This window comes from Paenibacillus sp. FSL K6-3182, from assembly GCF_037976325.1.
Taxonomy (GTDB): Bacteria; Bacillota; Bacilli; order Paenibacillales; family Paenibacillaceae; genus Pristimantibacillus.
Genome location: NZ_CP150265.1, coordinates 4,375,603 through 4,396,343, shown reverse-complemented (window position 1 = coordinate 4,396,343; position 20,741 = coordinate 4,375,603). Strand labels below are relative to the sequence as shown.

Here is a 20,741-nt window from a genome sequence, read left to right as displayed (position 1 = left end):
TTACAAAAAAATGAATGGATTATTTATGGGAAGGCTGCCCCGTTACATACGCCAGTTCGCAGCATTCTCTGCTTTGATTGTTTTGCTATTTGCTTTATCGGGCTGCATGTATCCGAAAAGTCAAATGAAGCAAAACCAAGTTGCTCCGAAAGAAGCTGTTCGCAATGTTCAGGCGGCGATTGATCAATATCAGTCCGAAACGGGCATGCTGCCCATGAAAAACAGTACCGCTGACACACCGAAGTATGAGAAATTTTATATTGATTTTGGAGTGCTAAATCGGACAGGCTATATGTCGGATATACCTTCTTCTGCTTTTGAGAAAGGCGGCAATTACAGCTACCTTATTATTGATGAAGAGAGTAAGCCTAGAGTGAAGCTGCTTGATATTTTGGCATTTCAAAAAATTAATGATATTCAGAGCTGGGTAACTTCTTATATCCAAACAAACAGTGTCCTTCCAAAGGGCGAGGAAACATACCCAGGGTTTTATCAAATCGATTACAAAGCAATGAGCAAAACAGCCCCAACGATTCGAAGCGTGTTTTCAGGACAAACGATTCAAGCAATCGTGGATGAGAATGGGGTAGTATTTTCCGATTATGGGATAGATATCATGCAATACATACAAAAGAGTGGAAAAAATGATTTTGAGGCAGATTTTGATTTGCGTACATTGCTCGTCGATGGATCAGACTTTGTCCCTGTCAAAGCTCCGGTCTATCACTTTGTAAATAATGAGCCGCAAGCTGTAAAACCTTAACTTCATGCACATTCCTCAATAAGCTAGTTCCAAACCTCTCCTTGACTATCGTCTCGGAGAGGTTTTTTTGGCTGTTTGGGTCATAGATTTGCTTATTTTCTCATATAACTCAATCTTGGAAGGGAAGCCCCGCAGAAGAACAAAAAAAGATTTCATTGAAGGAATCGTCATAATCGGAAAGCTTGCACATAAGATGTTACTAGTCCAAAAAGCATGTACGAGTTGCGTCGCTGGCCTGCCCTATTGACCGGTGGATGGCGGCGAACCGGAAAAATCAATTGGGAGGGGATATTCAGTGGAGAAAGTAGATATTTTCAAGGACATAGCCGAAAGAACCGGCGGGGATATTTACCTCGGGGTTGTCGGGGCTGTCCGGACGGGCAAATCAACGTTTATTAAACGGTTTATGGAGACGGTTGTACTTCCGAACATTGCGAACGAATCAGACCGTGCGAGAGCCGTGGACGAACTTCCTCAAAGCGCCGCAGGTAAGACGATTATGACAACAGAGCCTAAATTTGTTCCGAATCAAGCGGTGCAGCTCAGAGTTACCGATGGACTTGAGGTAAACATGAGACTCGTCGATTGTGTTGGATATGCGGTTGAAGGCGCGAAGGGCTATGAGGATGAAAATGGTCCACGAATGATTACAACTCCTTGGTTCGATGAGCCGATCCCGTTCCAGGAAGCGGCTGAGATCGGGACGCGTAAAGTAATCCAAGAGCATTCTACACTCGGTGTTGTTGTTACGACAGACGGCTCTATCGCAGAAATTCCGCGCAGCTCCTATGTTGTAGCAGAAGAGCGTGTTATAAACGAGCTGAAAGAAGTCGGCAAGCCATTTGTCCTCATCATCAACTCCACTCGTCCTAAGGGTGAAGAGGCGCTGCAACTGCGAAACGAGCTGCAAGCTAAATATGACATTCCAGTAATGACGCTTAGCGTAGCTACGATGGGTGAGGAAGAAGTCATCTCGGTATTGCGTGAAGTGCTCTATGAATTCCCTGTCCATGAGGTAAATGTTAATTTACCAAGCTGGGTCATGGTGCTTAATGATCGGCACTGGCTGCGCAGCAACTATGAGAGCTCCGTTCGCGATACGGTTAAAGATATTCGCCGGCTGCGCGATGTGGACCGAGTAGTAACCCAGTTCATGGAATATGACTTCATCGCCAAAGCTGGACTAAGCGGCATGAATATGGGGCAGGGCGTAGCAGAAATCGACTTGTACGCGCCAGATGAGCTGTATGACCGTATTTTGATGGAAGTAGTCGGCGTTGAGATTCGCGGCAAAGACCACTTGCTTCAGTTGATGCAAGAGTTCTCTCATGCCAAGAGGGAATATGACCGTTTTGCAGAAGCGCTGGAAATGGTCAAGACAACTGGATACGGCATTGCAGCACCGACACTTGCGGAAATGGCACTCGACGAGCCGGAGTTAATCCGCCAAGGTTCACGCTTTGGGGTTAGACTGAAGGCAACAGCACCATCCATCCATATGATCCGCGTCGACGTGGAATCGGAATTTGCTCCGATTATCGGCACGGAGAAGCAAAGCGAAGAGCTTGTAAGATACTTAATGCAAGACTTTGAGAATGATCCAATCAAGATTTGGGAGTCTGATATATTCGGTCGTTCCCTGCATTCGATTGTGAGAGAAGGCATTCAGGGCAAAATTGCAATGATGCCGGATAATGCCCGCTACAAGCTGCAGGAAACGCTCGGACGTATTATCAACGAGGGCTCCGGCGGATTGATTGCTATCATTCTGTAGTTGATCGATACTAGTATACGAATAAGCCGCTGCCGTAAAGGGAGCGGTTTTATTTGTTTTGCAGGAAATGCAGGTTGGCACTTGAAATTGGCAAACGGCTGTATTACTATAGGTTTGTTCGGTTAAAAGGTATATTTTTGAAGTTTTCCGTTAATAAGAGGGATAAGATGAGAGTTTATATGCTTACACCAAAAAAAAGTACACAAAGCACTTTGGAGGAGGTGAAACAATGAACAAAACAGATTTAATTACAAAAGTAGCTGAATTGACTGATCTTTCGAAGAAAGATGCAACGAAAGCAGTTGATGCTGTTTTTGATGCGATATCCGATGCGCTGCAAAGCGGGGATAAAGTCCAATTGGTTGGGTTTGGTAATTTCGAAGTTCGCGAGCGCCAAGCACGTAAAGGCCGCAATCCGCAAACTGGAGATCCTATTGAGATCGCAGCAAGCAAAACGCCTGCATTCAAACCAGGAAAATCACTCAAGGACCTCGTATCCAATTAAGCATACTCCAGCTTAACTGCATTGACGCCGATGTTTGGCGGCAAGCATCCATATGCCACGGAATATAAGCTTGATGTTGCTGCTTATAATTCGGTCTAATTTCGCTCGAACGGGATACCGTTCGGGCGTTATTTGTTTATTTGCATGATAGAATGGATTGCACAAACGTTACACATCCACTATAATTCACATGGATAGTATGGAATTACGGATGCGGAGGGATAACGATGGAGCCTACACATGGCGAGTACATTGTCGTAAAGGCAAAAGATCAAGGCGTTCAAGTCATCGGATTAACACGCGGGCTTGACACAAAATTTCATCATACGGAAAAGTTGGATAAGAACGAAATTTTAATTTGCCAATTTACCGATCATACTTCAGCTATAAAAATTCGAGGTAAAGCGGTCGTGATGACGAAATACGGTACGATGGAAACCGATCAGTAACAACGAATGTGCAAAGCAGGCTATGCCTGCTTTTTTTTGCCTGCCGGCAGTCCGAATAATCATCCTGCACCGCTCGTACAATGAGAGATGGGACTTTATATTCATGCGGATCGAGTGAATTTAAAGGTTAAGGTGATAAGTTTATATTCGGAGGTGCAGAGTGAACATCGGAAAACCACTTCTAACAGCTTGTGTGACTGCGATAGCAGCTACATTATTATTTACATGGCTTCCTCATGCAGGATGGCAGCATTCGGCAAACCGCGGCGACGTGGCTGTTTTTCGCACGACGCCGGTCGTAAGGCTCTCCAATAACAATTTGGTAGATGTGCTCATTGCAACTCAGCTTCATGAGCGGTTGAATAAAGCGGAATGGAATAACGGCGTTTTATCGATCGATATGCGGGTAAGCACCATTGAAGGCCGGCCGGCAATTTGGTTCTCGGATGTTGAGAAGCTTATTCGTGTCTCTTTTATACAGCTAGAGAATGTGAAGCGTGTTCTGATTCGGATCATTGAGGCGCAATCAGAAGGCGATGCTCTGCTTGCTGCTGTTGATGTGCGGAAAACCGACGATTGGCTTATTACGGAGCTGGATCATCTTGTACAAGCGGATCCTGTGCATGATGAGCTGTGGAGAAAGAGGCTAAGAGTTAGCTTTACATCGGCCTGGGAAAAACGTTTTGGACCAGTATCGGGATTTACTGTAAAGCCTTCCTCCATTTCGCAGCAATAAAGGTGATGTATATTGCAATTTGTTGAACAAGCAGGCTCAATCATATGTTCTTTAGATTAAGTTGTGCTATAATAGTTTAGATTATTGAGCGGCGATTTGCGCTTCTCTGTTCGGAGGCTTCCCCAATGAGAACATACCGTATACCTGAAATAGCTCAAAAATATGTGAAATATGACATGATCGAGGAGCATACGTCTCTTCCTGACTTAGCGAATGCAAGGCTTCGCTTGCTACACGCCTTCCTGAGCCAGCAAGCGTCGCTACAGACCCACAGTGAGCTCTACACGCTCGTCGTATCTCTCGTTCAGCTAGGAATGGATACGCATGATTTAATCGACACACACCAAGAGCAGCGCTCTGAGCCGGAGATGCGTTCAAGGCAGCTTAAGGTGCTGGCAGGGGACTACTTTAGCGCAACTTTTTATCAATTGCTCTCGCAAGCCGGCGAAATTGAGATGGTTTCCAAAATCAGCAGCGCGGTTAGTGAGGTCAACAGACTAAAAGTTAATCTTTACGTTCGAATGAGGCAGCTTAAGATGACCTCAGAAGAATACTTAGGTCTTGCGGTTCAGCTTAAGAGCACGTTGTTCCAGATTTTCACAGAGGTGCTGGAGGGCGAGCTTTCTCGCGTCTGGCCAGGGATTCTGGATGGCATTTGCCGGTGCGAGGTTATAGTTGATGAAATCAAGCGCAGCGAGAACCCAGCTACGTTCGATAAAAGCTGGTCCTATTGGCATATCATGCAAGCGGGGTCAGAAGATGAGCGCATGCAGCTCTCTCAGCGTATGTATGAACCTGCATTTATTAACAGTTTAGAGGAAAAATATAAGGTGCGCAGCCAGCTTATAGCGAAGCTGAAGGTCTCAGCAGATTCAGTGAAGGTTTTGGCTGGCAAGCTGGAATCGGACAAGTTGCTCGGAGAATTGACGACTATCGTCGATAATCTATTGAACGAAAAAACCGATTACACGCCTGCACTCAATTAGACGAGGTGACTTGCAAGGGTGGATACGAACTCCAAGAGCCATGTGCATGGCGTATTTGAGAGGATTGCTCCAAAATATGATTTGATGAATGATCTGATCAGCTTTAGAAGACATAAGGCATGGCGGAAGTTTACGATGAAAAAAATGAGCGTTGCAAAAGGACAAACAGCACTTGACCTTTGCTGCGGCACTTGTGATTGGACGGTTGCTCTTGCAGAAGCGAGCGGTACTGGACAAATCGTAGGACTTGATTTTAGCCAAAACATGCTTGATGTGGGTGCTGTCAAAGTAAACAAGATGGGCTTGAATAAGCAAATTACATTAGTCCAAGGAAATGCAATGAGCTTGCCGTTTGAGGATAATTCCTTTGACTATGTTACGATTGGATTTGGTCTGCGCAATGTTCCTGATTATTTACAGGTACTGAAGGAGATGCACCGCGTTGTTAAACCAGGCGGTTTAGTTGTATGTTTAGAGGTATCCAAACCAACCTGGCAGCCATTTAAATCGATGTACAATCTTTATTTCGAACGTATATTGCCAGTTATGGGTAAAGTGGTAGCCAAAAGCTTCAGTGAATACAAATGGCTGCCCGAATCACTGAAAATGTTTCCCGGTCGACAGCAGCTTGCTGAGCTGTTTGAAGAAGCGGGTCTTCATCAGGTGAAGGCATATCCTCTGACCGGTGGAGTAGCTGCGCTGCATATGGGGACAAAGGAGAAGAAATAGCAATGATTCGCAAATTACGCATTATTTTGGAAATGATTAAGTTTGAACATACTGTGTTTGCTTTGCCTTTTGCTTTTATGGGAGCGATTCTAGGTGCAGTAATGATGGAGCAGCGCCTTCCTTCATGGGGGGAGATCGGCTGGGTAACGCTTGCGATGTTTGGTGCTCGAAGCGCTGCTATGAGCTTGAATCGACTGATAGATAAGGCTATCGATTTACGCAACCCGCGTACTGAAAAAAGAGCACTTCCGGCTGGCTTGCTTAAATCAGCAGAAGTCATGTTATTTATCATTGTTTCCTTCGTTTTGTTGTTTGTAGCAACTGCGAACTTGGCACCAATCGCAATGAAACTTATGCCAATCGCGGTAGCTTTGCTTGTTCTTTATTCTTACACAAAACGCTTTACATGGTTATGCCATGTTGTGCTGGGATTAACAATTGGACTCTCGCCGCTTGGCGGCTGGGTTGCCATAACAGGTCAATTTGATCTAGCTGCTTGGATATTATATATTACCGTTTCTTTATGGATTGCTGGATTTGATATTATTTATGCAACACAGGATTTTGAGTATGACCGCAATGCTGGCTTGCATTCGATTCCGGCTCGATTCGGTATTAAAGGGGCTATCTGGATTGCTCGGTCCTTTCATGTCGTTACGGCAATCGGTTTTATAGCATTGTTTTGGCTGACAGACCTTAGCTGGATGTACTTGCTTGGTACTTTGATATCGATTTCGCTTCTGTTCTACCAACATTGGATGGTACGGCCACACGATTTGTCGCGCGTCCAAACTGCTTTTTTTGGAATGAACGGTACATTAAGCGTCGTGCTTTTTCTGTTTGTTATCGTTGATTTATTGGTTATTCACCAATGGTAGACGGCCGCAACGAAACCAACTGGACGAATCGATGGGTAGTAGGCATTACAGGAGCAAGCGGTTCAATTTATGGAATAAGGCTTATTGAAGTTCTCCTTCAGATGAAATACGAGGTTCATCTCGTCATAACAGAAGCTGGTTGGAGAGTACTAAAAGAAGAACTGGGCTGGGAGACGACTCGTCGTTCAGCAGCTCTTGAACAACGTTTTGGCGATGCTATCGCGGAAGCCAGACTAGTTTTTCATCCCAATGCGGATATTGGCGCAAGCATTGCAAGCGGCTCTTACCGGGTTCAAGGAATGGTTATTGTGCCGTGCTCGATGGGGACGCTTGCGTCGATATCGCACGGCATTTCCGATAATTTGATGACTAGAGCCGCCGATGTAATGTTGAAGGAAAACAGGAAGCTGCTTATTATTCCAAGAGAAACGCCGCTTCATGCGATTCACCTTGAAAACATGCTGACGCTGGCTCGTCTTGGCGTTAGGATCATACCGGCTATGCCGGCTTTTTATTACAAACCGCAAACGATGGATGAAATGATTGACTTTTTAGTTGGTAAAGTACTTGATAATATGACAATCGAACATGATTTGTACAGAAGATGGGGAGATGAACAGAATGGGCATGAATCGCCCGATCACCATCGGAAGAATTGATTACGCGAATGCATGGCCTCTTTTCCATCAGCTCGAAGAGCGAATGGATGGGGATAGCTTTGAGGTCATTAAACGTGTACCTTCTGAATTAAATAGGCTTCTGCAAGCTGGTGAATTGGATATTTCGGCTATATCATCATTTGCATATGGATTAAATGCGGATGATTATGTGCTGCTGCCAGAATTGTCCGTAGGTTCGGTAGGGAAGGTCAACTCGATCTTTTTATTTCTGAAAGAGCCGATCAGCCGTAAACGTCCTGAGCGAATTTCAGTAACGACAACATCAGCAACTTCAGTTAATCTGTTGAAAATTTTGATGACATTGCACTTTGAATGCAACCCAGAGTATGTCACTGCCGCACCAAATCTGGAAAGTATGCTGGAGACAGCCGATGCTGCACTCATCATAGGCGATCCTGCCATTCATGCTTCTTGGCAAAACCACGGCCTTCATGTCATTGATTTAGGACAATTATGGAATGAGTGGACGGGACTTGGCATGACTTACGCTGTTGTTGCTGCACGTAAAGAAGCAGCTCTTGCAGCCCCAGAAGCCGTTCGTGCAGTATATAAAGCGTTAAATGCGAGCAAACAGTATAATAAGAGCCATCTTGGTCCACTAATTGAACAGGCCTGTATGCAGCTTGGAGGAGAATCAACTTACTGGGAGATGTATTTTCATTCGCTTCAATATGATTTTGGGAGCAAGCTGCAAGAAGGACTTAAATTATATTTCAATTATTCTAAGCAGCTAGGGTTGCTATCGAATGACGTGGAGCTTACTTTTTTTGAAGACCAATCTGCCCAATAGGTGAAAGAATGAAACTACTAGATTTGTATGCAAAGATGAAAGGCGACCTAAATCAGATCGAGCAGGAGCTTGAGCGCAGCATTTCGGATGATCATGTGCTGCTTGGCGAAGCTTCTTTGCACTTGCTTAGAGCTGGCGGTAAACGGATTAGACCGGTGTTTGTCCTGCTGGCAGGCAAGTTTGGCGATTATCAGCTGGATATAATGAAGCGCGTCGCCGTCCCTCTCGAGCTTATTCATATGGCTTCACTTGTACATGATGACGTTATTGACGACGCGGAAACACGTCGTGGACAGCTCACTGTAAAATCCAAGTGGGACAATCGAATAGCGATGTATACGGGCGACTTCATTCATGGCAAAGCATTGTCAATCGCTGCTCAGCTTCCAAATCCGCAGATACATCAAATTTTGTCACATGCGCTTGTACAAATGTGTATCGGAGAAATGGAACAAATTCGTGATTTCTTCAACACAGAACAATCGGTACGGCATTATTTGCTTCGGATTAGACGCAAAACAGCTTTATTAATTGCTATTAGCTGCCAGCTTGGCGCTGTTGCTGCGGGAACGGACCGAAAAACAGCAAATAGCTTATATCGCTATGGTTATAATGTGGGTATGGCATTCCAGATCCGTGATGATTTGCTTGATCTATATGGAACAGAGAAACAGATCGGCAAACCTTCAGGCTCAGATATGCGTCAAGGAAATATTACATTGCCGGTTCTCCTTGCATTGCAGGACCCCAAAACCCGCGATCCTTTGTTAAAGGAAATTGCTTTAATCAGGGAGCAAGGCGGGAAACGAGATGCTGGACGAGCCATCGAAATGATTCGCAAGAGCGATGGCGGAGATCAAGCAGATCAGCTTGCAAACCGATATATTAAAAAAGCTCTCAAAGCATTAGAGGGATTGCCGAACGTCACAGCGAAGAAGAACTTGAGCGATATTGCGATTTTGTTTGGTAAACGTAATTATTAATCGTGCAAAATAGAAAGGAATGGTTGGGGATGGAAAGAACTTTTCTGATGATTAAACCTGATGGCGTTCAGCGCGGATTAATTGGCGAAATCGTTTCGAGATTTGAAAAAAAGGGATTGCAGCTTGCAGCAGCCAAGTTTATGGTTTTGAGCCATGAGCTTGCCGAGCGGCATTATGAGGAGCACAAAGGCAAAGTTTTTTATGAGCCATTGCTCGAATTCATAACGTCAGGTCCTGTATTTGCGATGGTATGGCAAGGTGACAATGTCATTGCATTGACGCGTGCCCTTATTGGCAAAACGGATGCACTAGATGCTCATCCCGGCACTATCCGTTCTGATTTTGCTGTACATACGAATTTCAATCTTATTCATGGCTCGGATTCGGCAGCTAATGCGGAAAAAGAGATCGGCATTTACTTCACGCCAGCGGAGCTGGTGCAATATGAGCATACAATTCAACGGTGGATTTAATATTTCGCCCACAAGCGATGGAGGAGCCTATGCTTGAAGATCGTGATTTTGCACAGTTTATTGCTCGAATAAAGCAAAAGACCGACATTGATTTGTCGCAGTACAAAGAAGCTCAAATGAAACGCAGGCTGACTACATTACGAATGAAGCACGGCTATCAAACGTTCGATGAGTATTGGAAGGCGATTGAGCAAAATCGGACGATGCTAAATGAGTTTTTGGACCGTATGACGATTAATGTTTCTGAGTTTTGGAGAAATCCTTCCCGCTGGGAAGTTTTGCAAAAGCGCTTTTTCCCCGAGATGCTTGCTGCTTCTAATCGTCTAAAGGTTTGGAGTGCGGCATGCTCAACAGGCGAGGAGCCATACACGCTCGCTATGATTTTATCGGAGCTCAGCGCCTTGCAGCGTTCCTCGCTACTTGCAACTGATCTCGATTCAAATGTGCTGCAAAAGGCAATGGAAGGCAGTTATTTAGAGCGATCGCTGCGCGATGTTCCGCAGGTTTGCCGGCAAAAATATTTTAAGCAGGCAGAGGGAGCGTATTTGATTTCAGACTCCCTGAAGCAATTTATTCAATTCAAGCAGCAAAATCTGCTCCATGATACGTTTGATGGATCATTTGATTTAATTGTTTGCCGAAACGTAATGATTTATTTTACAGAAGAAGCAAAGCACTTATTGTATCATAAATTTTCTAATGCACTTAAACCGGGCGGACTGCTGTTTGTAGGCAGTACGGAACAAATTTTTTCCCCTGCGCAATACGGATTTGAGACCGCAGATACATTCTTTTATCGCCGGGTATAAGCGGCATGTATACCGTTTTCCATCTTCTCCTATACTAGTTAGTATGTAATAAACTTGGAGGATGAAGCAACCGATGGATAAACGTAAGGTTATAGCTGCCTATAGGCGTGGTTTTATTTCTATTCAGGAATGTGCGCAAATTATCGGAGTGGACAGTGGACAAATGACAAGACTTGTTGATGATCCATTGCTGACGAGTGAAGGCACGACGATACTTAGAAAAGATCGGTTAACAGCAAATTAACTGCACGCTGCCCGGGCTGGCGGATTTGTCATTTTAGATGACAGTTCCACCAGCCCTTTTTTTATACGGTTACAGCGGCTTTCAAGGTGTCCAAATTCTTGTCAAACCTGTAACTGTGTACTATAATGAGCAAAGATGTTTAGTGCTGTAAAGCATAGCAGGCGCTTGAAAGCTGTTTTGAAAATTTATAATTTTATAAGTGATGTACTTATAAAATCGCTAAAATTTCATCGCGAAACGAGCTTGTGCCGTCAATGGACTGTGTTAGTCGTTTACACTTGAGGAGGAGCTTTAGTTGACTTTAAGATATTTGACCGCAGGGGAAACACACGGTCCCCAATTAACCGCGATTATTGAAGGATTGCCAAGCAATTTGAAAATTGATTTTGAGGAACTGAATTTCCAGCTGCACCGTCGTCAGAAGGGTCATGGTCGTGGACGCCGGATGCAAATCGAGAAGGATACAGCAAACATCGTTGGGGGCGTACGCCACGGCAAAACGACTGGTGCTCCTGTAGCGCTGATCGTTGCAAACAACGATTGGAAGCACTGGACTTCCGTTATGAATATTGAACCGATTGAAGGCAGCGATGAAGATAAGCGCCGCGTTCATCGTCCGCGCCCTGGTCATGCGGATTTGAATGGCGGACTTAAATATGATTTGAAGGATTTGCGCAATGTGCTTGAGCGCTCTAGTGCTCGTGAAACTGCAGCACGTGTAGCTGTAGGGGCGGTAGCTCGTCAATTCCTCGCGGAATTCGGGATTAAAGTAGCTGGACAAGTTATTCGCATCGGTGAAATCGAAGCACCAGCTAATCAACTATCCGTGGATGAGTTGATCCGTTTGACGGAGGAATCCTCGGTTCGTGTCGTTGACAAAGAAACCGAACAAAAGATGACTGATTATATCGATCAAATTAAAGCAGAAGGCGATTCGATCGGCGGTATCGTGGAATGTATTATCGAAGGCGTGCCAATTGGTCTAGGAAGCCACGTGCAGTGGGATCGCAAGCTCGATGGACGTATCGCGCAAGCGGTCGTATCGATCAATGCATTCAAAGGCTGTGAGATTGGGATTGGCTTCGAAGCAGCCAAGCTTCGCGGCTCGCAAGTACACGATGAGATTATGTATGATGCAGAGCGCGGCTATCATCGAGCAACGAATCGTCTTGGCGGCTTCGAGGGCGGCATGACGAACGGGGAGCAAATCGTCGTACGCGGTGTAATGAAACCGATTCCGACGCTATACAAGCCGCTTCGCAGTGTGGATATTGATACTAAAGAACCGTTTACGGCTCAAGTAGAGCGCTCGGACAGCTGTGCAGTCCCAGCGGCAAGCGTCGTTATGGAGCATGTCGTTGCATGGGAAGTTGCCAAAGCATTCCTTGAAAAATTCGGCGGCGATTCCATTGAGGAAATTCGCACCAACTTGAACAATTATCTTGAACAGCTAGGGCGGTATTAAAAATGCGTGAGCTTACAGTTGAACTTGGTGATCGCTCTTATCCTATCTATATCGGGGAAGGCCTCTTGAAGGAGGCATCCTCTTATTTTATCAAGCATGGCATTAGCCAAAAATCGCCGCTGCTCATCATTACTGACTCGAACATTGCAGACATTCATTTGCAAACGCTTGAGTCTGAGCTTACTGGCGCAGGTTTTAAAACGGCAAGCGTCGTTGTTCCAGCTGGAGAAAGCTCAAAGTCGCTAGCTATGCTCGAAAAGCTTGTCGCTAAAGCTTTGGAGGAAGGTCTCGACCGCAAGTCTGCTATCGTTGCACTTGGTGGCGGTGTTGTTGGAGATCTTGCTGGATTTGTTGCCGCTTCATATATGAGAGGCATCAAATTCGTACAGGTTCCAACGACAATATTGGCGCATGACAGCAGTGTGGGCGGCAAAGTTGCCGTCAATCATCCGCTTGCCAAAAATATTATCGGTGCTTTTCATCAGCCTGAGCTTGTCCTGTATGATCTGAACACGCTGCAAACCCTTCCTCCAAGAGAAGTAAGCGCTGGTTTGTCAGAAGTGATCAAGCACGGACTAATTTGGGATGAATCCTTTGTCGCATGGTGTGAAGAGAATGCGGAGAAACTGCGCGCTCTTGATGCGGAAGCACTTGGTTATGCTTTGTATAAAGGCTGCAGCGTGAAGGCGGCAGTCGTATCGAAGGATGAGCGCGAAAACGATTTGAGAGCGATCTTGAATCTGGGTCATACGATTGGCCATGCCCTAGAAGCGGTAGCTGGATATGGGGAGCTGCTCCATGGGGAAGCCATTTCCATCGGGATGGTAGGCTCGGCTAAGCTGGGTATGCGATATGGTGCTCCAGAAGAGGTATATACCATAACGAAGCGCGTTCTTGCGAAAGCAGGACTGCCAGTGCGGCTCCCTGAGCATTTGGACGTAGATAAGATTATGGAAGCAATGATGCATGACAAGAAATTTGCTGAGGGTACGATGGTTTTTGTTGTGCCAACTGCAATAGGTTCAGTTGAAATAAAATCCGATGTCCGCATCCAATGGGTACGTGAGATCGTAGAGCAATTAAAGCAGGAGGTGCAACAATAATGAGTGTTAGAGGAATTCGTGGTGCTATTACTGTAGATGCTAATGAAGAACAACCCATTTTGAATGCAACAATTGAAATGTTGAATGGAATTGTGGCCGATAATGAGATCGTGCCTGACGATATTTGCAGCGTGTTCGTGACGGTTACGAGCGATCTGGACGAGACATTCCCTGCTAGAGCTATTCGCCAGATGAAGGGCTGGGAGCTTGTTCCGCTTATGTGCGCGCTTGAAGTTCCGGTTAAAGGCAGTCTTGAGCGCTGTATTAGATTAATGGTTCTTATCAACACGGACAAGACGCAAGCGGAGATTCGTCACGTTTATTTAAACGGCGCGCAGGCGCTTCGTCCAGACTTGTCTAAAGCATAAAGCTTTGACTTTAGCTCATAAAGAACAAATCCCTTTGTTGACGCATAGCTGTACGTTGTTGTATATTTAGTTACGTAAGTGAGAGTAGCAGAGTAGTTTTATGAGCTGAGTAGAGATGAGTCGAGATTAGTTGAGAGAAGCAGAGTTAGGCAATGAGAGATACGCGAGTTTGAGAAAAAGCTGAACGATCTTATGTGCAATGGCACACAGGATTGTAAAAGTGCTGCTTCAACGTATCTACACATGCGTCTTTTCCGCTTACACACTTCCGTCATCATCTAAACCAACGCTCCTGCTCTGGCAGGAGCTTTTTTTGTTTTTAATAATAGAATTTTCACTACTGAGGGAGGTTGTTCGGAATGTCAAATGAGCTGCAGCACGTCACCCGTCTTGCCAGTCAGTACAATTTAATTCCAATCGTTCGCTATATGATGGCGGACACTGAAACACCAATTCGACTATTCCAGCATTTTGCGAAAGAGGATCATGCTTTTCTGCTGGAGAGTGTCGAGGGTGGAGCGAAATGGGCGCGTTATTCGTTTATAGGAACGGACCCGTTCATGATGCTTTACGGTAAAAATGGTGAGATGGTGCTTGAGCATCACGGCGTGAAGCATGTGCTTAATGACAAGCCGATTGAGCTTCTAAAAGCTCATTTGCGTTCCTTCCGCAGCCCGTCGCTGCCAGAGCTTCCTCCTTTTACAGGTGGAGCAATCGGATTTTTTGGCTATGACCTACTGCAATATTATGAGAAGCTTCCTGCCCACCGCATCGACGACTTGAATATGAATGACATGCAGTTTATGTTTTGTGATCAAATCATTGTGTTTGACCACTTTAAGCAGCAGCTGCAAATCGTTGGAAATGTTCATATCGCGGAAGGCTCTACGGATGCGGAAATCGCGAAGAGCTATGCAGCGGCAGTTGCCAAAATTGAAGCAACCATAGAACGTTTGCAGCAGCCGGTGACCATTCCAGTAACGACTGGGCGCTCAATTGAAGTTGATTACGAGTTAGGTGATGTACAATCAAATGTGACCAAGGAGCAATTCATCGGAAACATTGAGAAGGCGAAGCAGTACATTCGAGCAGGTGACATTTTCCAAGTCGTATTGTCACAGCGCTTTAGCATTGATACAGATGTTGATCCATTGCATGTATATCGCGTGCTCCGCATGATGAATCCTTCACCGTATATGTATTATTTGAAAATGGGCGAGGAAGTTATTGTCGGCGCTTCGCCGGAAGCGCTAGTGAAAGTAACGGGCGACCGTGTGGAAACAAGACCGATTGCGGGAACAAGGCCGCGCGGCAAGACGCCGGAAGAGGATAAGGCTTACGAGGTAGAACTGCTTGCAGACGAGAAAGAGCGTGCTGAGCATTTAATGCTGGTTGATCTTGGCCGCAATGACATCGGACGCGTATCGGAGTTTGGTTCGGTAACATGTGATTCGTTTATGGAAATTGAGCGTTACTCCCATGTCATGCATATTGTATCGAACGTTTCTGGCAAGCTGCACAAGGATAAAGACTTTTTTGACGCATTTGTCTCTTGTTTACCGGCAGGCACTGTATCTGGCGCACCTAAATTAAGAGCGATGGAAATCATTGCGGAGCTGGAGAATGAAGCACGCGGCGCATATGCAGGCGCTATTGGATACTTGGGCTTTGGCGGCACAATGGATACTTGTATTACGATCCGTACCATTATTTTTAAGAACGGCAAAGCGTATGTACAAGCAGGAGCGGGAATCGTTTGGGATTCTGTTCCGGAGAGCGAATATTTGGAGACGGTCAACAAGGCGAAAGGCAGCCTTAAAGCGATTCGTGCAGCTGAGGCGATTTTTGCACAGCCAAAAAGTGCACCGGATTCCTTCAATTCCATTAACTCGGATTATTACGTCAAGGTCGGAGAGGGGATTGGTCAATAATGCAGGCAACCGAAGCGATAACGATGCAGCAAGCGCTGAACCAGCTTATTGGCGGCTCAAGTTTGACGAGGCAGCAAGCAGAAATGGTGATGAACATCATCATGAACGGTGAAGCAACAGCTGTTCAAATAGCCGGAGTCGTAACTGCGCTGCGGATGAAAGGCGAGACGAAGGACGAGATAACCGGGTTCGCTGAGGCAATGCGCGCGCATTCGAGCCATCTCCATACCGAACAAGAAGGTTTGCTCGATACATGTGGCACCGGAGGATCAGGTATTCATAAATTCAACATCTCAACAGCTTCCTCCATTATTGCTGCGGCGGCAGGCATCCGAGTTGCCAAGCATGGCAATCGCGCAATGTCTGGGAAAACGGGCAGTGCTGATGTGCTGGAGGCACTTGGCGTACAAATTACGATAACTCCTGAACAAGCCGCACAATGCTTGGAGGATATCGGCATTTGCTTTATGTTTGCGCAGTTGTATCATCCATCGCTTCGCCATGCTGCTGCTCCGCGGCGTGAGCTTGGTATTCGAACAATCTTCAACATGCTTGGCCCGCTCACAAATCCAGCTGGAGCAGATAGACAGCTTCTTGGATTCTACGATCGGAGCCGCACCTCTACGGTTGCCGAGGTGCTTGGTGAGCTTGGACTGAAACGTGCAATGGTTGTAAGCAGCCATGATGGGCTTGATGAAATTAGCATCTCTGCACCTACACAAATATCTGAGCTATTAAACGGTGTTGTGAAAACCTACGATGTTACGCCAGAGGAACTTGGACTAACACGGTGGCCGATTGCGGATGTTATGGGTGGTGAGCCGGAAGTTAACGCAGCACTTATTCGTTCTATTTTCTCAGGAGAGCAACGCGGTGCTTATCGTGATATCGTGCTTGCCAACGCAGGTGCATGTATATATGTAGGCGGGAAGGCACAATCGCTTCGCGAGGGTGCAGAGATTGCTGCCAAGGTGATCGATTCAGGCGAGGCGCAGCGGAAGCTCGTTAGTCTTATTCATACGACAGGAGAGTTGGCAAATGTTTCTGGATAAAATTGTAGCTACAAAACGAACTGAGGTTGAGGAGCTGGCGGCTCGCTTTGACCTTGCACAGGTGGAGAAACAAATTTCGGAGATGGAAGCATGCCGCGGCTTTGAACATGCATTATCGGCAGCTGGCCGCAACAGAAGTATGGGATTGATTGCCGAGGTAAAGAAGGCGTCGCCATCAAAAGGACTGATTCGTGCTGATTTTGAGCCAACCACGCTTGCTGCACAATATGAAGCAGCTGGTACGGATTGTATTTCAGTGTTAACGGATCGTGATTACTTTCAAGGATCTAATGAATTTCTGCAAGCCGTGAAAAAAACGGTAAAGGTACCTCTATTAAGAAAAGATTTTACGATTGACCATCGTCAAATTTATGAGGCTCGCTTAATCGGAGCGGACGCAATCTTGCTCATAGCAGCTATTCTTACGCCAACGCAGCTTGGTGAGTTTCATGATCTTGCGAAGTCGATTGGGATGGATGTGCTCGTAGAAGTGCACAACAAAGATGAGCTGGAAGGCGTTCTTGAGCTGGACAAAGCAACGCTCATCGGCATTAATAACCGCGATTTGAAAACATTCGTTACGGATCTAAAAACGACCGAAGAGTTAATCGGACTTATGCCGAAAAATGTTACTGTCATTAGTGAGAGCGGAATTGCGGGTAATAGCGATATGGATTACTTAAAGTCAATCGGTGCTCATGGTGTATTGATTGGTGAATATTTTATGCGGCATGAGCAAGTTGGACAATCGGTTACTGATTTAATGGGTGCGGTAACCGTTCGATGAAGCAGCAGACGCGTATCAAAATTTGTGGTCTGATGGATGTGCAAACGATTCAGCAGATGGATGGATTGCCTATTCACGAAATCGGCTTCATCTTTGCACCCAGCAAGCGATTGGTGGAAAAGTCGACTGCATCGCTGCTTATATCAGCAGCTGCGAAGTTAAAGGCAGCTGGCGGTGAGCGCCCGAGAACGGTTGGCGTATTCGTAAATGAAACCTTTGCTAATCTGCAAAATCTTTTGTTAGAAGCTCCTTTAGATGTGATTCAATTGCATGGCAATGAATCGGCAGCGTTTTGCCAAATGGTGCGTGAGCAGCTGAACGTTAAAGTATGGAAAGTATTTTCCATGAAGAAGGAAGCCGAGGGCAGCACGCCAATGTCTGCTCTAGAGCGGTTAACGCCATACCGAGCAGCTGTTGATGCCGTACTGATAGACGCACCTGGCGGCGGCACGGGTCAAACCTTCGATTGGGAAGCGATAAAAGAATATAAGCAAGCAGCTGAAGAGCTTGGCATTACTCTGTATGTAGCTGGTGGTCTGCATGAAGGAAATGTGCAAGAGCTGCTAAAGACATATGCGCCAAACGGGATAGACGTATCAAGCGGTGTTGAGACGGATGGACGGAAAGATATCGAGAAAATCCGATTATTTGTAAGAAGGGTGATGGAAGCATGACACAAGTACCAGATGAGAATGGACGCTTCGGCAAATTTGGCGGTAGATATGTGCCAGAAACATTAATGACAGCATTATTAGAGCTAGAGGAAGCTTATCAGCATTATTCCAAGGACCAAGCATTTCAAGACGAGGTTACTTACTTGTTGCATAAATACTCAGGTCGTCCGACTTCACTATACTATGCAGAACGACTTAGCGAGCATCTTGGCGGCGCAAAAATCTACTTAAAACGTGAAGACCTGAACCATACAGGTGCACATAAAATTAATAATACGATTGGTCAAGGCGTACTTGCCAAACGTATGGGTAAATCAAAAATCATTGCAGAAACAGGCGCAGGACAACACGGCGTTGCTTCTGCAACGATTGCTGCTTTGCTTGGTCTAGAATGCAAAGTATTTATGGGCGAGGAAGATATGAAGCGTCAGCAGCTTAATGTTTTCCGGATGCAGTTGCTTGGCTCTGAAGTTGTGCCAGTTCTGTCTGGAACGAGAACACTTAAAGATGCATGTAATGAAACCCTTCGCTACTGGGTTAGCCATGTTGAAGATACGTATTACATTTTGGGTTCAGTTACAGGCCCACATCCTTATCCGATGATGGTTCGTGATTTCCAGCGTATCATTGGCGACGAGGCTCGTAAGCAAATATTAACAGAAGAAGGTCGATTGCCGGATTATGTTGTAGCAGCTGTTGGCGGTGGAAGCAACGCAATGGGTATCTTCTATCCATTTATCAATGATGACAGCGTGAAGCTGCTTGGCGTTGAGGCTGCTGGCCTCGGTGTAGATACGATTGAGCATGCGGCAACAATGACCAAAGGGCGTCACGGTGTATTCCAGGGCTCGATGAGCTATGTGCTGCAGGATGAGTACGGACAGGTACAACCTGCTCATTCGATTTCAGCGGGACTTGATTATCCTGGTATTGGACCAGAGCATGCCTACTTGAAAGATTCCGGACGTGCTGAATACGTTCCTGTAACGGATGCCGAGGCGCTTGATGCGTTGCAGCTGCTATCGCGCACAGAAGGCATTATTCCAGCACTGGAATCAGCACATGCGATCGCTCAGACGATTAAGCTTGCGCCTACGCTTGATAAAGACAAAGTCGTCGTTGTCAGCTTATCCGGACGTGGAGATAAGGACGTAGAAGCAATTATGGGTTACTTGGGGGTAAATAAGCATGAATCTCATTGATACAGCATTTGCAAGGCTGAAGTCTGAAGGCAAAACGGCGCTAATTCCTTTTGTTACGATGGGTGATCCTGATCTAGCCACTTCGGTTGCTATCATCCAAACGCTCGAGAAGGCAGGCGCTGACATGATCGAGCTTGGCGTGCCGTATTCCGACCCGCTAGCGGATGGTCCTGTTATCCAGCGTGCATCTGAGCGAGCATTGCGCCATAACAGCATTACAATTAAGGATTGTATTGAAATAGCTGAACAATCGCGTGAGGCCGGCGTTAAAATTCCATTCATATTGTTCACTTATTACAACCCGGTGTTTCAATATGGGCTTGAAGCGTTTTTCGAGCTTGTACAGAGCAAAGGCATCAGTGGTCTCATTATTCCTGACTTGCCAATCGAAGAAGATGAAGAGGTTAGGCTGCTTGCAGAAGCAGCTAATGTACATCTTATTCCTCTTGTGGCACCGACATCCAAGGATCGGGTCACACGTATTTCACGCAAAGCAAAAGGATTTGTCTACTGCGTTTCATCACTTGGCGTAACAGGCGTGAGAGCTGATTTTCATACGGGTATTGATGAATTCCTCTCGATGGTACGCGAAGCGACCGATTTGCCAATCGCGGTAGGCTTTGGCATTTCCAGCCGTGAGCAGGTTGCTCGCTTTGAAAAGCAATGTGACGGTGTGATCGTGGGCAGTGCGATTGTGCGTACGATAGAAGATGCCATTCCACTACTGAATTCTGCTGATACGCGTGAAGCGGGACTTAAACAAATCGGCGATTTTGTTGCTCAGCTTAAAGGGTAAGCAGACTATTTTAGATAATTGAAGTTATACGCTGCGGAAGTGGCTTGTAATTGACATAGGATATTAAAAATAGCGGAAAGCTCTCTAGACTTGGTCTAGGAGAGCTTTTTTTGCTTTATCGGGATAAGAGGGGGATTTGTAGCAGGGAGCTGTTTGGGAGGGATTTCGGTACGGTGATTCGGGGGTGGAGAGGACGGATGGTAAAGCACAAGGATAAATGGAGAAGCACGAAGCTGTTGATTTGAAAAGTAATTTTTGAAGCTAGCTTAGGGACATAGGATCCGTTATTTTAGAATAATTGGCTAAAATATTTATTTAACGGACATAGAATCCGTTATTATGCCTAAAAGGCGTTCAATTGTATGTAAATTTACGATATAAGGGATCCTATGTCCGTTATATCGAGAAAAAGCATGATTATCATTAAATAAGGGATCTTGATGTCCGTTATTTGAATGAAGAAATTAAATAGACTGTTTCAAGCGATGGTTTTAAACTGTTTTTGGCATGGAAGCGGATGTTCTTCACTTCATTTTTTATACAGAAACTGAACCATTGATTAAA

The 20,741-nt window shown here is 45.7% G+C and carries 23 protein-coding genes; all 23 read left to right on the top strand.

Annotated elements, in window-relative coordinates:
- Positions 1-10: 10 nt before the first annotated feature.
- The 23 genes from MHH56_RS19370 (at position 11) to trpA (ending at position 20,177) form a co-directional block, all read left to right on the top strand.
- On the top strand, positions 11-763 hold the full coding sequence (locus MHH56_RS19370) for a hypothetical protein (RefSeq protein WP_339203279.1): 753 nt from the start codon (positions 11-13) through the stop codon (positions 761-763).
- 295 nt (positions 764-1,058) lie between these two features.
- Positions 1,059-2,537: a stage IV sporulation protein A gene (spoIVA, locus tag MHH56_RS19365; protein ID WP_076271348.1), complete on the top strand. Its 1,479-nt coding sequence runs from the start codon at positions 1,059-1,061 to the stop codon at positions 2,535-2,537.
- Positions 2,538-2,766: 229 nt separating this feature from the next.
- Complete coding sequence (locus tag MHH56_RS19360; RefSeq protein ID WP_053376669.1) at positions 2,767-3,042, top strand: HU family DNA-binding protein; 276 nt, start codon at positions 2,767-2,769, stop codon at positions 3,040-3,042.
- A gap of 227 nt (positions 3,043-3,269) precedes the next feature.
- Complete coding sequence (gene mtrB, locus MHH56_RS19355) at positions 3,270-3,491, top strand: trp RNA-binding attenuation protein MtrB (protein WP_054024369.1); 222 nt, start codon at positions 3,270-3,272, stop codon at positions 3,489-3,491.
- 160 nt (positions 3,492-3,651) lie between these two features.
- Positions 3,652-4,227 (top strand): hypothetical protein, encoded by a 576-nt coding sequence (locus MHH56_RS19350; protein ID WP_339203278.1) that lies wholly within the window; start codon positions 3,652-3,654, stop codon positions 4,225-4,227.
- A 125-nt stretch (positions 4,228-4,352) separates the two neighbouring features.
- Positions 4,353-5,213: a heptaprenyl diphosphate synthase component 1 gene (locus tag MHH56_RS19345; RefSeq protein WP_339203277.1), complete on the top strand. Its 861-nt coding sequence runs from the start codon at positions 4,353-4,355 to the stop codon at positions 5,211-5,213.
- Between the two features lie 18 nt (positions 5,214-5,231).
- On the top strand, positions 5,232-5,942 hold the full coding sequence (locus tag MHH56_RS19340; protein WP_339203276.1) for a demethylmenaquinone methyltransferase: 711 nt from the start codon (positions 5,232-5,234) through the stop codon (positions 5,940-5,942).
- A gap of 2 nt (positions 5,943-5,944) precedes the next feature.
- Positions 5,945-6,820 (top strand): UbiA-like polyprenyltransferase, encoded by an 876-nt coding sequence (locus MHH56_RS19335; RefSeq protein ID WP_076271344.1) that lies wholly within the window; start codon positions 5,945-5,947, stop codon positions 6,818-6,820.
- The gene (locus MHH56_RS19330; RefSeq protein WP_339203275.1) at positions 6,814-7,479 is read left to right on the top strand and encodes a UbiX family flavin prenyltransferase; all 666 of its coding nucleotides are present in this window, start codon (positions 6,814-6,816) and stop codon (positions 7,477-7,479) included. The genes MHH56_RS19335 and MHH56_RS19330 overlap by 7 nt, the downstream gene beginning before the upstream one ends.
- The gene (locus MHH56_RS19325) at positions 7,442-8,290 is read left to right on the top strand and encodes a menaquinone biosynthesis protein (RefSeq protein WP_339203273.1); all 849 of its coding nucleotides are present in this window, start codon (positions 7,442-7,444) and stop codon (positions 8,288-8,290) included. The genes MHH56_RS19330 and MHH56_RS19325 overlap by 38 nt, the downstream gene beginning before the upstream one ends.
- 8 nt (positions 8,291-8,298) lie before the next feature.
- Positions 8,299-9,273 (top strand): polyprenyl synthetase family protein, encoded by a 975-nt coding sequence (locus tag MHH56_RS19320; protein WP_339203272.1) that lies wholly within the window; start codon positions 8,299-8,301, stop codon positions 9,271-9,273.
- A gap of 29 nt (positions 9,274-9,302) precedes the next feature.
- Positions 9,303-9,746 carry a nucleoside-diphosphate kinase gene (gene ndk / locus MHH56_RS19315; RefSeq protein WP_076271341.1) on the top strand — a complete coding sequence of 148 codons (444 nt, stop codon included), beginning with the start codon at positions 9,303-9,305 and terminating at the stop codon, positions 9,744-9,746.
- Between the two features lie 29 nt (positions 9,747-9,775).
- Positions 9,776-10,555: a protein-glutamate O-methyltransferase CheR gene (locus tag MHH56_RS19310; RefSeq protein ID WP_339209674.1), complete on the top strand. Its 780-nt coding sequence runs from the start codon at positions 9,776-9,778 to the stop codon at positions 10,553-10,555.
- 73 nt (positions 10,556-10,628) lie between these two features.
- Complete coding sequence (locus tag MHH56_RS19305; RefSeq protein WP_339203270.1) at positions 10,629-10,799, top strand: hypothetical protein; 171 nt, start codon at positions 10,629-10,631, stop codon at positions 10,797-10,799.
- Positions 10,800-11,094: 295 nt separating this feature from the next.
- Positions 11,095-12,264 carry a chorismate synthase gene (aroC, locus tag MHH56_RS19300; RefSeq protein WP_339203268.1) on the top strand — a complete coding sequence of 390 codons (1,170 nt, stop codon included), beginning with the start codon at positions 11,095-11,097 and terminating at the stop codon, positions 12,262-12,264.
- 2 nt (positions 12,265-12,266) lie between these two features.
- A complete protein-coding gene (aroB, locus tag MHH56_RS19295; protein WP_339203267.1) occupies positions 12,267-13,367 on the top strand; it encodes a 3-dehydroquinate synthase in 1,101 nt (366 codons plus the stop codon).
- On the top strand, positions 13,367-13,735 hold the full coding sequence (gene aroH / locus MHH56_RS19290) for a chorismate mutase (protein WP_076271337.1): 369 nt from the start codon (positions 13,367-13,369) through the stop codon (positions 13,733-13,735). The genes aroB and aroH overlap by 1 nt, the downstream gene beginning before the upstream one ends.
- Before the next feature lie 359 nt (positions 13,736-14,094).
- The gene (gene trpE / locus MHH56_RS19285) at positions 14,095-15,666 is read left to right on the top strand and encodes an anthranilate synthase component I (RefSeq protein ID WP_339203266.1); all 1,572 of its coding nucleotides are present in this window, start codon (positions 14,095-14,097) and stop codon (positions 15,664-15,666) included.
- Positions 15,666-16,718: an anthranilate phosphoribosyltransferase gene (gene trpD / locus MHH56_RS19280; protein WP_339203265.1), complete on the top strand. Its 1,053-nt coding sequence runs from the start codon at positions 15,666-15,668 to the stop codon at positions 16,716-16,718. Before trpE ends, trpD begins: the two co-directional genes overlap by 1 nt.
- Positions 16,705-17,505, top strand: coding sequence for an indole-3-glycerol phosphate synthase TrpC (gene trpC, locus MHH56_RS19275; protein WP_339203263.1), 801 nt, complete (start codon positions 16,705-16,707; stop codon positions 17,503-17,505). Before trpD ends, trpC begins: the two co-directional genes overlap by 14 nt.
- Positions 17,502-18,179, top strand: a complete 678-nt coding sequence (locus MHH56_RS19270) for a phosphoribosylanthranilate isomerase (protein ID WP_339203262.1) — start codon at positions 17,502-17,504, stop codon at positions 18,177-18,179. Before trpC ends, MHH56_RS19270 begins: the two co-directional genes overlap by 4 nt.
- Positions 18,176-19,381: a tryptophan synthase subunit beta gene (trpB, locus tag MHH56_RS19265; RefSeq protein ID WP_339203261.1), complete on the top strand. Its 1,206-nt coding sequence runs from the start codon at positions 18,176-18,178 to the stop codon at positions 19,379-19,381. The genes MHH56_RS19270 and trpB overlap by 4 nt, the downstream gene beginning before the upstream one ends.
- Positions 19,368-20,177 carry a tryptophan synthase subunit alpha gene (gene trpA, locus MHH56_RS19260; protein ID WP_339203257.1) on the top strand — a complete coding sequence of 270 codons (810 nt, stop codon included), beginning with the start codon at positions 19,368-19,370 and terminating at the stop codon, positions 20,175-20,177. The genes trpB and trpA overlap by 14 nt, the downstream gene beginning before the upstream one ends.
- Positions 20,178-20,741: the final 564 nt, after the last annotated feature.